Source organism: Streptococcus oralis, from assembly GCF_003943415.1.
Lineage (GTDB): Bacteria > Bacillota > Bacilli > Lactobacillales > Streptococcaceae > Streptococcus > Streptococcus oralis_BJ.
The window spans coordinates 1-14,518 of sequence record NZ_RJPK01000008.1; the positions used below are offsets into that span (position 1 = coordinate 1).

The following is a 14,518-nucleotide window of genomic DNA, read 5'->3' on the forward strand; positions in this document are numbered from 1 at the left end:
GGCAGACGCACAGGACTTAAAATCCTGCGATTGGAAACGATCGTACCGGTTCGATCCCGGTCCTCGGCATATAATAATGAGCACCCTTAGCTCAACTGGATAGAGTACCTGACTACGAATCAGGCGGTTAGAGGTTCGAATCCTCTAGGGTGCATTTTTTCTATTTAACTCGGGAAGTAGCTCAGCTTGGTAGAGTACTTGGTTTGGGACCAAGGTGTCGCAGGTTCGAATCCTGTCTTCCCGATTGATTTATTGACCAAGATACTTAAGTGAGTATCTTTTTTTGGCTCTTTGTCAACTGTAGTGAATTACCAAAAAGTCATACTCTGTAGAGGACTAAATCAGTCCTCTCCTTTTTGATATTCAAAGCGATTTTGAATAATCGCTTGCGTTCTGCATTCAAGGACAGTGATGATATTGAGATTCTTAAAGCCTTGTACGGATAAAACTCATTTTAAAGGCGTACTCGTCTCAGGACATCGTCTTATGAAGTCGACTAAAGTCATTGATCTTCCGAATGACGGTTGAAGTTGAAATGGAAAGCTGGTGAGCGATATCGGTCATAGAAGTTTTTTCAACTAGTTTTTGAGTAATGATGGCACTTTAAACGGCGTTTTTAGGAGAATTCTAGTAGGTATGCCAGTCGTTTCAGGGGAAGGAATCTTAGACGGTTTTTGAAAGTCATATTTCTTCATTTGGGTTCCGCAATCAGGACAAGATGGGGCGTCGTAGTCCAGTTTAGCAATAATTTCCTTGTATGTATCTCTATTAACGACATCTAGAATTTGGATATTGGGGTCTTTAATATCGAGTAGTTTTGTGATAAAATGTAATTGTCCCATATGATTCTTTCTAATGATGGTTTGGTCGCTTTTCATTATAGATCTTATGGGACTTTTTTTCTACAACAAAATAGGCTCCATAATATCTATAGGGGATTTACCCACTACAAATATTATAGAGTCTGCAAACAACACCCCATGACTAGAAGATTCTTCTAATCATGGGGTGTTTTCTCTATAGGAGGGCTAGGTTATACTCTTTGAAAATCTCTTCAAACCAGGTCAGCTTCGCCTTATCTACAACCTCAAAGCTGTGCTTTGAGCAGTCTGCGACTAGCTTTCTAGTTTATTCTTTGATTTTCATTGAGTGTTAGTTCTTTTTCTTGTTTTTTATCAACCATCCAAGTCCGAGAAGGGCAAGGATGCTGAATCCAGCAAGGGCAAGAAGAGATTTTCTCTCAGTACCTGTGTTTGGAAGGAGGTTCTGAGAGTGAACCTCTGCAGCAGTTTCTTGAGTTTCAGGATTGGCGGCTAGGTTTTGAGCTTGGCCTTGTTCTGGTTCAACTTCCAAGCTAGAAAGATCAAATTCTGGCTTTTCTTCCACAGCTGGGGCGACAATGGCGCCACCTTGAGACAAGCGGAGAACGACAGCAGTGAGAGCGTTCAATTTCAAGCCTTTTTCGGTCCATTCGAGACCTTGAGGGTTGGCAATTCCGACTGGCCCTGCTTGGTTTTCATCTGCTAAAACTTCAGCATTTCTTAGATGTGCAAAGGCAGTTCCCAAATTAAATTCGCGGGCTTTTTCGTCAGCATTGACAAAGACTGCATAGATGTCTCCATTTGGAGCAGTGATTTGGTAGCCAATCACTACATCCTCTTTTTCTACACCATTTTGACCTGGGACAGTGATGAGTTGGACGCGTTCTTTGATATCTTGTAGACTCTTGAGTCGGAAGGCGTCTGTAGATTGGCGAAGGGCAATCAATCCTTTCATGTAGTCACGGCTCTTGACATTTTCAGGATATGCTTTGCTATCTGTAGCCTTGGTCCAATCAAACTTGTTGACAGCATCACTAGAGTCGTAAGAATCATGGATAAAGTAAGGATAGACAAACGGCTTGCCGTCCTTATCACGCAACAAGTGAGATTTGTTTGGTTGTTTGTCCTCTGCTACTGGAGTCTTGTAGGCTGGATCACGGAATTGTTTGGTACGTCCGTATTCCTGACCAGAGTGGATAAATGGAGTTCCTTGAGCTGTCAAGACCATGAGGTTTCCAAGTCGTAAACGACGATGGATTTCAGCATAGTTCTCAGCTTTGCTTGGGTCTTTTTTGATAGACTGGGCAATGATATCAAAGAGGGTCAAGTTATCATGGGCTGCGATGTATTGGATGACATCTCCAGGGCTGTCTGCTTCAAAGTTGGTTGGTTGAGCAATGAGATTTTTGAAGATAGTGTTGATATCACGCTTGCCACCTGTAATAAAGGCAGGTTGACCTTCGTTTGGATAACCAGACTTGAGGTTGTTACGGATGTCATCTGAGAAGACTGCGACAGTATCGGTATGTTTCATCCAATCTTGGTCAGCAGCTCTAGTAGGCATATTTTCATCACCAGCATAGGTTCTCCAACCTTCACCCAGCATGATGAGGTTTGGATTGAGGGCGCGTGCAGCCTTGTATGCTTCTTCGATTGAAGCCGCATCGTGGTCCCCCATCATATCGAAACGGAAACCATCTACTTTGTAGGTTTCAACCAGATACTTGATAGAGTCTACCAAGACGCGCTTAGACATGTAGTGGGTTGTTCCCAAACGGCCGCCTCCAAAGCTAGTACGAGGAGTTCCGTCTGCGTCCATAAAGTGGTAGTAGTTTGGCTCTAAGTCTTCAAAGATGTCGAGATTGGCAGTATGGTTGTAGACCACATCCAAGATAGCCCCCATGCCACGTTTATGGATCTCGTTGATGAGTTTTTTGAATTCGGCAATACGTTTTTCTGGATCCTTAGGGTCGCTTGAGTACATACCAGTCAAGGAGAAGTAGTTTTGAGGGTCATATCCCCAGTTGTAATTGCTGTTGCTTGAAGCATAGGCAGACAAACGTTCATGGTTCTTCAATTCGTTGACAAAGTAGTAGGACAAGACTGGAAGGAGTTGGATATGAGTCACACCCAAGTCTTTGAGATAGTCTAGTTTTTCGATAAAGGCTTCGAAGGTACCAAATGGCTTGGTCAAGTCTTTTGCGATGGCAGGATCCGAAGTGAAGTCACGCACATGAGCTTCATAGATAACGGCATCTTCACGCGATTTGAAGTTGCGAATCTTCCCATAGGTCAAGTCTTGCGGACCTAACTTCGCTGGATCGACAAAGGCAGCCTTAGCGACCTTATGAGTGGCATCTGTTTTTGCTAGGTCACTGTTCCAAGCCGCTAATGATTTGGCATAAGGGTCAAGAACGAGGACAGTTTTACCTTGGCGCTCAATTTGGTAGTGGTAGTAGTAGCCAGTGTAGTTGCTGATACCGAGACCTGAGTTTGCATCCAGAGTTTGTTTCCAGGTTCCTTTTTCTCCTTTTTCAAGGGCGACAGTTCCAACTACTTTTTCAGGGTCTTTCTTGTCATAGACAACAACGGAAACCTTATCAGCACTTGGAGACCAGAGGGTGAGGTCAACACGCTTGCCATCTTCTTTCAGAGTTGCGCCGAGTGGACCATCGTAACTGTAGGACTCATCCTTGAGGCGCCAGCTTGAACGTGTGGTAAATCGGTCTGAATTGTAGCTGACAGTGTAAGGGTGTTGAGTGTCAGAGAAGTCGCCGATGTAAGTCACTTTTTTACCTGCCTCATCCACTTCTACGTCTGTGATAGCTACTTTATTCCCTTGGTAATCAGTGATGCTGGAGTGTTTGAGGATATCGTCTTTCTTAGCCCCAACGAGGGTAGAAAAACTGCTTTCGATACGAGATTTAGCCACGTGTTGGGCACCAGTCATGCGGATATCGTGCACATAGTAGGGGTTAGTGTAGATGGTTTCGTCATCATCCTTGAGGAAAATCTGACTGTGATTTTTTAGATCAGTGAATTTATAATCTTCTTTTCTGATTTTCACATCATCGCCTTTCTTGCTTTCGTCTAGTAATAAAAATCCAAATTCTCTTGCAGCTTCATTGAGTGGAATGTCAATGTAACGACCATATTTTCCAGTTGCGGTAAAGTCAGTACCGTCAGGCCATTCTCCACTGCTTGGTTTTTTAACATCGCCCCAATACCAAAGAGATTTTTTGTCATAGTTGCCATCGGTGCGATAGTAGTTGACACGAATAGTTCCTGCTGGTTGAGGGCGATAGTTGTATACCTTGTAGTTTTCATCTAGCCAGGCCTCATTCATTTTTGGAGAGAGGCGCTCTACCGAACGGTCCCCTGTCAGGTTATCTCCCTTGGCATTGTTGATAAGGAAGCTGACTTTCTTGGCTTGCTCATTTTTGAGTTTGACATCTAGATAATAGCCGTAGTCATCTTTCTTGGCATCCTTGAAGGACTTGGCTCCATTGGGCCAGTTTTCAGACGGCTTTTCAACATCGTCCCAAGTCCAAAGACCTTGAGAATCTTTGTTTTCTTCAGGGAGTTTTTTTACATGGATGCGGAAGTAGTTGTCTGCGATGGGTTCTTCAGAAGATGTGTCAGCTTGTGTTTTTTGATCTGAAGTTGGCGCCGAAGTGCTGGCATCTACTTTCTCTTCCTTGCTGTTAGGCTGGCTTGTGGTAGTGTCGTCTTGTTTAGGTGTTTCAGCTGCTAGAGGAGCTTCAGTTGCGGGTGCTTCTTTTTTAGCGTCCAGGGAAGCGTTTGCATTCTTTTGTTCAGAAATAGGCGTTTCCGTTTGAGTTTGACTAGTTTCAGTCTCAGTAGGGGCCTTGGTCACAGCGCTGGTATTTTCCTGAGTTTGGGGAAGGTTTTCATTAGCCGAAATAGTTGGCATTGCAGCAGAAAGCAAGACAATGCTGGCACCGATAAGGACAGAGCCTGTTCCATTTTTCAAGGAACGAATACCATAAATCATTTTTTTCTCAGTTTGAGATGGGTTCTTTTTCATCACAATTCTCCTTGTGTAGTTGATCCCTATCAGTATAGCACGAGGTAAACATTAGTGCAAGCGTTTTCCTAGTTTTTGAGAGAAAATATAATGCTTCATTCTCTTGAAATTTTAAAATAATATATAGGAAAAGATTGTTTAAAAAATAGTAAAGAAACCTTGAAAAATCTGGCTAAATAAGGTATAATATAAGTAATCATTTGTCGTAGGTTTTGTCTGAAATATTGTCCAGACAAGACTCACAGCAGTTAAATCTTCTGAAAAAGTCAGATTTAGCTGCTCTTTTTGTGCTTTTTTTCAGGTTTTCGAGTGCTTGTAACAAAGATTTAAAGATTCTGAAAATTCATCAGAAGGACATGGTGATAAGGTTTTTTAAAACCATATGACGATTAGAAAAGCCTGATTGACAAGGCTTGAAACTTTATTTACAAAGGAGAATCATCTTGGCAGGACATGACGTTCAATACGGGAAACATCGTACCCGTCGTAGTTTTTCAAGAATCAAAGAAGTTCTTGACTTACCAAATTTGATTGAAATTCAAACGGATTCATTCAAAGCTTTCCTAGACCATGGTCTTAAGGAAGTGTTTGAAGATGTATTGCCAATTTCAAACTTCACAGACACAATGGAGTTAGAATTTGTTGGCTATGAAATCAAGGAACCGAAATACACACTCGAAGAAGCACGTATCCACGATGCTAGCTATTCAGCGCCCATTTTTGTAACCTTCCGCTTGATCAATAAAGAAACAGGCGAAATCAAGACTCAAGAAGTCTTCTTTGGTGATTTCCCAATCATGACAGAAATGGGCACTTTCATCATCAATGGTGGTGAACGTATTATCGTATCTCAGTTGGTCCGCTCACCAGGTGTTTACTTTAACGATAAAGTTGATAAAAACGGTAAAGTGGGTTACGGTTCAACTGTTATCCCTAACCGTGGAGCTTGGTTGGAACTTGAAAGCGACTCAAAAGACATCGCTTATACTCGTATCGACCGTACTCGTAAGATTCCTTTTACGACCTTGGTTCGTGCGCTTGGTTTCTCAGGTGACGACGAAATCTTTGATATCTTCGGTGACAGCGAATTGGTTCGCAATACCGTCGAAAAAGATATCCATAAGAATCCAATGGACTCTCGTACAGACGAAGCCTTGAAAGAAATCTACGAACGCCTTCGTCCAGGTGAGCCTAAGACTGCTGAAAGCTCACGTAGCTTGCTTGTGGCACGCTTCTTTGACCCACGCCGCTACGATTTGGCAGCCGTTGGTCGTTACAAGATCAATAAAAAACTCAACATCAAAACACGCTTGCTCAACCAAACCATTGCTGAGCCATTGGTAGACCCTGAAACAGGAGAAATCTTGGTAGAAAAAGGAACGGTCTTGACTCGTAGCGTGATTGAAAGTATCGAGCACCACTTGGATGGTGACTTGAACAAGATCGTTTATATTCCAAACGATGCAGCTGTTCTGACAGAACCGGTTGTCCTTCAAAAATTCAAGGTGGTTGCACCAACGGATCCAGATCGCGTTGTAACCATCATCGGGAATGCCAATCCTGATGACAAGGTTCGTGTTGTAACTCCTGCTGATATCCTTGCTGAGATGAGTTACTTCCTCAACTTGGCTGAAGGTATCGGACGTGTGGATGATATCGACCACCTTGGAAACCGTCGTATCCGTGCAGTCGGTGAATTGCTTGCTAACCAAGTTCGTCTTGGACTTTCTCGTATGGAACGTAATGTCCGTGAGCGTATGTCTGTTCAGGACAATGAAGTTTTGACACCGCAACAAATCATTAACATCCGTCCTGTAACAGCTGCAGTCAAAGAATTCTTTGGTTCATCACAGTTGTCACAGTTCATGGACCAACACAACCCGCTTTCTGAGTTGTCTCACAAACGCCGTTTGTCAGCCTTGGGGCCTGGTGGTTTGACTCGTGACCGTGCTGGATATGAAGTACGTGACGTGCATTACACTCACTATGGTCGTATGTGTCCAATCGAGACGCCTGAAGGACCAAACATCGGTTTGATTAATAACTTGTCATCTTACGGACACTTGAACAAATATGGTTTTGTTCAAACACCATACCGTAAGGTTGATCGTGAAACAGGTGTTGTTACCAACGAAATCGTTTGGTTGACAGCCGATGAAGAAGATGAATTTACTGTAGCACAGGCCAACTCACGTCTGAACGAAGATGGAACTTTTGCTGAAAAAGTTGTCATGGGACGTCACCAAGGGGTCAACCAAGAGTATCCAGCTAATGTTGTTGACTATATGGACGTATCACCAAAACAGGTAGTTGCCGTTGCGACTGCATGTATTCCTTTCTTGGAAAACGATGACTCCAACCGTGCCCTCATGGGTGCCAACATGCAACGTCAGGCTGTGCCATTGATCGATCCAAAAGCGCCTTACGTTGGTACTGGTATGGAATACCAAGCAGCTCATGACTCAGGTGCAGCTGTGATTGCTCAGCATGGCGGTAAAGTTACTTACGCAGATGCTGACAAGGTAGAAGTTCGTCGTGAAGATAACTCACTTGATGTTTACCACATCCAAAAATTCCGTCGTTCTAACTCAGGTACTGCCTACAACCAACGTACGCTCGTAAAAGTCGGCGACGTCGTTGAAAAAGGCGACTTTATCGCTGACGGACCTTCTATGGAAAATGGAGAAATGGCGCTTGGACAAAACCCAATCGTTGCCTACATGACATGGGAAGGTTACAACTTCGAGGATGCCGTTATCATGAGTGAACGCTTGGTGAAAGACGATGTCTACACATCTGTCCACCTCGAGGAATATGAATCAGAAACACGCGATACAAAACTTGGGCCTGAAGAAATTACTCGTGAAATTCCAAATGTTGGTGAAGATGCCCTCAAAGACCTTGACGAGATGGGAATTATCCGTATCGGTGCTGAGGTTAAAGAAGGTGATATTCTTGTAGGTAAAGTAACACCTAAGGGTGAGAAAGACCTTTCAGCCGAAGAACGTCTCTTGCACGCTATCTTCGGAGACAAGTCTCGTGAAGTGCGTGATACTTCTCTTCGTGTACCACACGGTGCTGATGGTGTCGTTCGTGATGTCAAAATCTTTACCCGTGCAAATGGTGATGAGTTGCAATCTGGTGTGAATATGCTGGTTCGCGTCTACATCGCTCAAAAACGTAAGATTAAGGTCGGAGATAAAATGGCCGGACGTCACGGAAACAAAGGGGTTGTCTCTCGTATCGTTCCTGTAGAAGACATGCCTTACCTTCCAGATGGAACTCCAGTCGATATCATGCTGAACCCACTTGGGGTGCCATCACGTATGAATATCGGTCAGGTTATGGAGCTCCACCTTGGTATGGCTGCACGTACTCTTGGTATCCACATCGCAACACCAGTCTTTGACGGAGCAAGTTCGGATGACCTTTGGTCAACTGTCAAAGAAGCAGGTATGGATAGCGATGCCAAAACAATCCTTTACGATGGACGTACAGGTGAGCCGTTTGACAACCGTGTATCAGTTGGTGTCATGTACATGATCAAACTCCACCACATGGTTGATGATAAATTGCACGCGCGTTCAGTCGGACCATACTCAACCGTTACCCAACAACCACTCGGAGGTAAAGCTCAGTTTGGTGGACAACGTTTCGGTGAGATGGAGGTTTGGGCTCTTGAAGCCTACGGTGCGTCAAATGTTCTTCAAGAAATCTTGACTTACAAGTCTGACGATATCAACGGACGTTTGAAAGCTTATGAAGCTATTACAAAAGGAAAACCAATTCCAAAACCAGGTGTTCCAGAATCCTTCCGAGTTCTTGTAAAAGAATTGCAATCTCTTGGTCTTGACATGCGTGTCCTTGACGAAGATGACCAAGAAGTGGAACTTCGTGACTTGGATGAAGGAATGGACGAAGATGTCATCCACGTAGATGACCTTGAAAAAGCCCGCGAAAAAGCAGCTCAAGAGGCTAAAGCAGCCTTTGAAGCTGAAGAAGCAACAAAAGCGGAAGCAACAAAAGCGGAAGCAACAGAAGAAGCTGCTGAACAAGAATAAGCAGTTCACTTAAAATAGAAAGGGAAGAAATAGTGGTTGATGTAAATCGTTTTAAAAGTATGCAAATCACCCTAGCTTCTCCAAGCAAAGTCCGTTCATGGTCTTATGGAGAAGTCAAAAAACCTGAAACAATCAATTACCGTACCTTGAAACCAGAACGTGAAGGACTCTTTGACGAAGTCATCTTTGGTCCTACAAAAGACTGGGAATGTGCTTGTGGGAAGTACAAACGCATTCGTTACAGAGGGATTGTTTGTGACCGCTGTGGGGTTGAAGTAACGCGTACGAAAGTTCGTCGTGAGCGTATGGGGCACATCGAGTTGAAAGCACCAGTATCTCACATCTGGTACTTCAAGGGGATTCCAAGCCGTATGGGCTTGACCCTTGATATGAGCCCTCGTGCCCTCGAGGAAGTGATCTACTTTGCGGCTTATGTGGTGATTGATCCTAAGGATACACCACTTGAGCACAAGTCAATCATGACAGAGCGTGAATACCGTGAGCGCTTGCGTGAGTATGGTTATGGGTCATTCGTTGCCAAGATGGGTGCCGAAGCCATCCAAGACCTCTTGAAACAAGTAGATCTTGAAAAAGAAATTGCTGAACTCAAAGAAGAGTTGAAAACAGCTACTGGACAAAAACGTGTCAAAGCCATCCGTCGTTTGGATGTTTTGGATGCCTTTTACAAGTCTGGAAACAAACCTGAATGGATGATTCTCAACATCCTTCCGGTTATTCCACCAGATCTTCGTCCGATGTTGCAGTTGGATGGTGGCCGTTTTGCCTCATCTGACTTGAACGACCTTTACCGCCGTGTTATCAACCGTAACAACCGTTTGGCTCGCTTGCTTGAGTTGAACGCCCCAGGTATCATCGTTCAAAATGAGAAGCGTATGCTTCAAGAAGCAGTTGACGCTTTGATTGATAATGGTCGTCGTGGTCGTCCGATCACAGGACCAGGTAGCCGTCCACTGAAATCATTGAGCCACATGCTCAAAGGTAAACAAGGACGCTTCCGTCAAAACTTGCTCGGTAAACGTGTTGACTTCTCAGGACGTTCCGTTATCGCCGTTGGTCCAACTCTTAAGATGTACCAATGTGGTGTGCCACGTGAAATGGCAATTGAGCTCTTTAAACCATTCGTCATGCGTGAAATCGTTGCCCGTGACATCGTGCAAAACGTCAAAGCTGCTAAACGCTTGGTAGAACGTGGAGACGAACGTATCTGGGATATTCTTGAAGAAGTAATCAAAGAACACCCAGTACTTTTGAACCGCGCACCGACCCTTCACCGTTTGGGTATTCAAGCCTTCGAGCCAGTCTTGATTGATGGTAAGGCCCTTCGCTTGCACCCACTTGTCTGTGAAGCCTACAATGCCGACTTTGACGGGGACCAAATGGCCATCCACGTACCGCTTTCAGAAGAAGCCCAAGCAGAAGCTCGTATCTTGATGTTGGCTGCTGAGCATATCTTGAACCCTAAAGATGGTAAACCAGTTGTTACTCCGTCTCAGGACATGGTTTTGGGTAACTACTACTTGACCATGGAAGAAGCTGGTCGTGAAGGTGAAGGAATGGTCTTCAAAGACCGTGACGAAGCTGTTATGGCTTACCGTAATGGTTATGTTCACCTCCACTCACGTGTTGGTATTGCAACAGATAGTCTCAACAAACCATGGACTGAAGAGCAAAAACACAAGGTCTTGTTGACAACTGTTGGTAAAATCCTCTTCAACGACATCATGCCAGAGGGGCTACCTTATTTGCAAGAACCTACAAATGCCAACTTAACAGAAGGTGTTCCAGCTAAATACTTCTTGCCACTAGGTGGAGATATCAAGGAAGCAATCAGCAATCTTGAACTTAACCCTCCGTTCAAGAAGAAAAACCTTGGAAATATCATCGCTGAAATCTTCAAACGTTTCCGTACGACAGAAACTTCTGCCCTACTTGACCGCATGAAGAACCTCGGTTACCACCACTCAACTCTTGCAGGTTTGACAGTGGGTATTGCCGATATCCCAGTCGTTGATGACAAGGCTGAAATCATTGAAGAATCACACAAACGTGTAGAACAAATCACCAAACAATTCCGTCGTGGTATGATCACAGACGACGAGCGCTACAACGCTGTAACAGCTGAATGGCGTGCTGCCCGTGAAAAATTGGAGAAACGTTTGGTTGCCAACCAAGATCCTAAGAACCCAATCGTTATGATGATGGACTCTGGAGCCCGTGGTAACATCTCAAACTTCTCACAGCTTGCCGGTATGCGTGGTCTGATGGCCGCTCCGAACGGACGTATCATGGAATTGCCAATCCTTTCAAACTTCCGCGAAGGTTTGTCAGTACTCGAAATGTTCTTCTCAACTCACGGTGCCCGTAAAGGTATGACCGATACGGCCCTTAAGACAGCCGACTCAGGTTACTTGACTCGTCGTTTGGTTGACGTTGCCCAAGACGTTATCATCCGTGAGGACGACTGTGGAACAGACCGTGGTCTCTTGATCCGTTCTATCGCAGAAGGAAAAGAGATGATCGAGTCTCTCGAAGAGCGTCTCAATGGTCGTTACACTAAGAAAACTGTTAAACATCCAGAAACTGGTGCAGTGATCATCGGTCCAAATGAGTTGATTACAGAAGACAAGGCGCGTGAAATTGTCAACGCTGGCGTGGAAGAAGTCACTATCCGTTCTGTATTTACATGTAACACTCGTCACGGTGTCTGCCGTCACTGTTACGGTATCAACTTGGCGACTGGTGATGCGGTTGAAGTTGGTGAAGCAGTTGGTACAATCGCTGCCCAATCTATCGGGGAACCTGGTACACAGCTTACAATGCGTACCTTCCACACGGGTGGGGTTGCCTCAAATACCGATATCACTCAGGGTCTTCCTCGTGTCCAAGAAATCTTTGAAGCTCGCAATCCGAAAGGGGAAGCGGTTATCACTGAAGTCAAGGGTGAGGTTACAGCCATCGAAGAAGATGCTTCAACTCGTACCAAGAAAGTCTTTGTTAAGGGAGAAACTGGCGAAGGTGAGTACGTGGTTCCATTTACAGCACGTATGCGTGTCGAAGTTGGAGACCAAGTCTCTCGCGGTGCAGCTCTTACAGAAGGATCTATCCAACCAAAACGTCTCCTTGCTGTTCGCGATGTCTTGTCAGTTGAAACCTACCTCCTCGGTGAAGTACAAAAAGTTTACCGCAGCCAAGGGGTAGAAATCGGTGACAAGCACATCGAGGTAATGGTTCGTCAAATGATCCGTAAAGTTCGTGTCATGGATCCAGGTGACACAGATCTTCTCATGGGTACTCTCATGGATATCAACGACTTTACAGATGCCAACAAAGATGTTCTTATCGCAGGTGGAGTTCCAGCGACTGGTCGTCCAGTCCTTATGGGAATTACCAAAGCCTCACTTGAAACCAACAGTTTCTTGTCAGCGGCTTCCTTCCAGGAAACAACTCGTGTCCTTACAGATGCAGCTATCCGTGGTAAGAAAGACCATCTCCTTGGACTCAAAGAAAATGTTATCATCGGTAAGATCATCCCAGCAGGTACTGGTATGGCTCGCTACCGTAACCTTGAACCACAGGCTATCAATGAAGCAGCATATCTGACTCCAGAACAAGAAGAGACAGAAAATGCTCCAGTAGACGAAACTGTGGAAATCCAAGTTGAAGAAACAGTAGAATAAAAGCAAACGAGAGAACCTTTGGGTTCTCTTTTGTTTTACACTTCTGCCTATTGGGGTTAGGTGAGCACGACGCAATATCTCTCAAATCGCTTCAACTGTTTTTCATTTTTGTCAGTTGAGCGTCAAAATTGGACATTTGAGAAGAGAGGGGAATTTTTATCTTTCTCGCAGAGTATAATCATGTATACGAAGGGAGAACTGAAAATGATAAAATCAATTCGCATCTTATTGTTATTAGCTTTGATCCAGATTAGTCTGAGTAGCTGTTTACTGTGGAAGGGATCCGTCTTAACCCTAAAGCAATCAAGCGCCTATTTTCTAGTGTTTATCGTATTGGCATCAGGTCTGTGCGCGGGGATGAATTTCTTTTATACCCAAGATCAGGATGTCCATAGCATTATAAATAGTCAGAAAAAAGTGAAACTATTTTATAGTACCTTGTTGGTTTTAAACCTAGTAGGTGTCTGTCTGGTGTTGTCGGAGACTATTTTAACACAGACAGCTTTTCAGCAAGAGCTGGTAGATCTTTTCTTGCCCTCCTTCTTTTTCTTGTTTGGCATTGATTTACTTGTCTTTTTACCATTTGAAAAGTACAGTCGAGATTTGAAAACCACTATCGATAAGAAAAAAACAGTTGTCCTGACAGTTTTGACAACCTTGCTGTTCTTGAGAAATCCAATGACAGTTTTATCCATTGTTTTTTATGTTGGTTTAGGCTTCATTTTTGCTCGGTTTTTATTTCCAAAATCTATGAGAAGAGAATTTTCTTTTTACGGGCACGTAATCCGAGATATTTTACTTGTTAGCGCCATGTGTATATTTTTTTAAAAACACTTTTCTATCAATAAAAATCCCTTATTTTACCAAAGTTGTTATAGTAAGTTTGTAAAGAAAATTCACACAAAAGAAAACTTTTTGGTATAATAGTAGTATGTACGCAAAAAATGAAGAAGAGCTGATTAATCTGGGAGAACGCCTAGGAACCTTGCTCCAAAAAAATGATGTTTTGATCTTGTCTGGGGAATTGGGTGCTGGTAAAACAACCTTTACAAAGGGTCTTGCCAAGGGCTTGGGGATTCGTCAGATGATCAAAAGTCCAACCTACACCATCGTGAGAGAGTATGAGGGTCGCCTTCCGCTCTACCACTTGGATGTCTATCGGATTGAGGGGGATGCTGATTCAATTGACTTGGATGAGTTTCTCTTTGGTGGTGGAGTGACCGTTATCGAGTGGGGACATCTTTTGGGTGAGGATTTGCCAGATTCCTACTTGGAGTTGGAACTCTTGAAAGAGGCTGAGGGTCGTCGCCTCTATTTTACCGCTCAGGGTTCTCGTGCTGAGGAATTGATTAAGGAGCTTCAAGATGGAGTATGAACTTTGTATTCGTGAGGCTGAAGCTCATGATGCCGCTGCTTTGGTTGCATTCTTGGATTTAGTTGGACAGGAGACAGATTTCACCAGTCTGGATGAAAATGGTATCTTGATGACAGAATCTGAAATGGCGCTTTTCATTGAAAAGCAAGCGACTTCAGATAGCCAAATCACTCTCCTAGCCCTCCTGAATGATGAAATTGCAGGTGTTTTGAACATCACGGCAGAGCAACGTATACGGATTCGTCACATCGGGGATATCTTTTTGGTCATCCAAAGGAAGTTTTGGAATCATGGCTTAGGAAGCATACTCCTTGAAGAAGGAATTGAGTGGGCTAAAACCAGTGGAGTTCTGCGTCGTTTGCAGCTCAGTGTACAAAAGCGCAACGAGGCAGCTATCCACCTCTATTCAAAATTTGGATTTGTTACAGAAGGCTTACAAGAAAGAGGAGCCTATTTAAAAGAAGGGATATTTTTAGACATTTACCTGATGGGTAGACTGATAGATAAATGATAAG

The 14,518-nt window shown here is 44.0% G+C and carries 6 protein-coding genes, 2 tRNA genes and 1 pseudogene; 7 read left to right on the forward strand and 2 right to left on the reverse strand.

Annotated elements, in window-relative coordinates:
• The first annotated feature begins 80 nt into the window (after nt 1-80).
• Nucleotides 81-154: transfer RNA gene (locus D8801_RS08890), tRNA-Arg, on the forward strand.
• Nucleotides 155-170: 16 nt separating this feature from the next.
• Nucleotides 171-244, forward strand: a tRNA-Pro gene (locus D8801_RS08895).
• 121 nt (nt 245-365) lie between these two features.
• On the opposite strand, the pseudogene D8801_RS08900 reads toward D8801_RS08895, so the two are convergent.
• Nucleotides 366-842, reverse strand: a pseudogene (locus D8801_RS08900) (transposase family protein); the annotation flags it as partial.
• A 310-nt stretch (nt 843-1,152) separates the two neighbouring features.
• Nucleotides 1,153-4,869 (reverse strand): pullulanase, encoded by a 3,717-nt coding sequence (locus D8801_RS08910; RefSeq protein ID WP_125849272.1) that lies wholly within the window; start codon nt 4,867-4,869, stop codon nt 1,153-1,155.
• 443 nt (nt 4,870-5,312) lie between these two features.
• On the opposite strand from D8801_RS08910, the gene rpoB reads away from it, so the two are divergent.
• The 5 genes from rpoB (at nt 5,313) to D8801_RS08935 (ending at nt 14,514) form a co-directional block, all read left to right on the forward strand.
• Nucleotides 5,313-8,930, forward strand: coding sequence for a DNA-directed RNA polymerase subunit beta (gene rpoB, locus D8801_RS08915; protein WP_125849274.1), 3,618 nt, complete (start codon nt 5,313-5,315; stop codon nt 8,928-8,930).
• Nucleotides 8,931-8,962: 32 nt separating this feature from the next.
• Nucleotides 8,963-12,628 (forward strand): DNA-directed RNA polymerase subunit beta', encoded by a 3,666-nt coding sequence (rpoC, locus tag D8801_RS08920; RefSeq protein ID WP_185758517.1) that lies wholly within the window; start codon nt 8,963-8,965, stop codon nt 12,626-12,628.
• 204 nt (nt 12,629-12,832) lie between these two features.
• Nucleotides 12,833-13,456 carry a hypothetical protein gene (locus D8801_RS08925; protein WP_125849276.1) on the forward strand — a complete coding sequence of 208 codons (624 nt, stop codon included), beginning with the start codon at nt 12,833-12,835 and terminating at the stop codon, nt 13,454-13,456.
• Nucleotides 13,457-13,559: 103 nt separating this feature from the next.
• Nucleotides 13,560-14,003, forward strand: a complete 444-nt coding sequence (gene tsaE, locus D8801_RS08930) for a tRNA (adenosine(37)-N6)-threonylcarbamoyltransferase complex ATPase subunit type 1 TsaE (RefSeq protein WP_125415563.1) — start codon at nt 13,560-13,562, stop codon at nt 14,001-14,003.
• Nucleotides 13,993-14,514, forward strand: a complete 522-nt coding sequence (locus D8801_RS08935; protein WP_125849278.1) for a GNAT family N-acetyltransferase — start codon at nt 13,993-13,995, stop codon at nt 14,512-14,514. Before tsaE ends, D8801_RS08935 begins: the two co-directional genes overlap by 11 nt.
• Nucleotides 14,515-14,518: the final 4 nt, after the last annotated feature.

Excerpts from the sequence above, each read along its gene's own strand:
- D8801_RS08910 (WP_125849272.1), bottom strand. The coding sequence starts at position 4,869 with ATGAAAAAGAACCCATCTCAAACTGAGAAAAAAATGATTTATGGTATT.
- D8801_RS08925 (WP_125849276.1), top strand. The coding sequence starts at position 12,833 with ATGATAAAATCAATTCGCATCTTATTGTTATTAGCTTTGATCCAGATT.
- tsaE (WP_125415563.1), top strand. The coding sequence starts at position 13,560 with ATGTACGCAAAAAATGAAGAAGAGCTGATTAATCTGGGAGAACGCCTA.
- D8801_RS08935 (WP_125849278.1), top strand. The coding sequence starts at position 13,993 with ATGGAGTATGAACTTTGTATTCGTGAGGCTGAAGCTCATGATGCCGCT.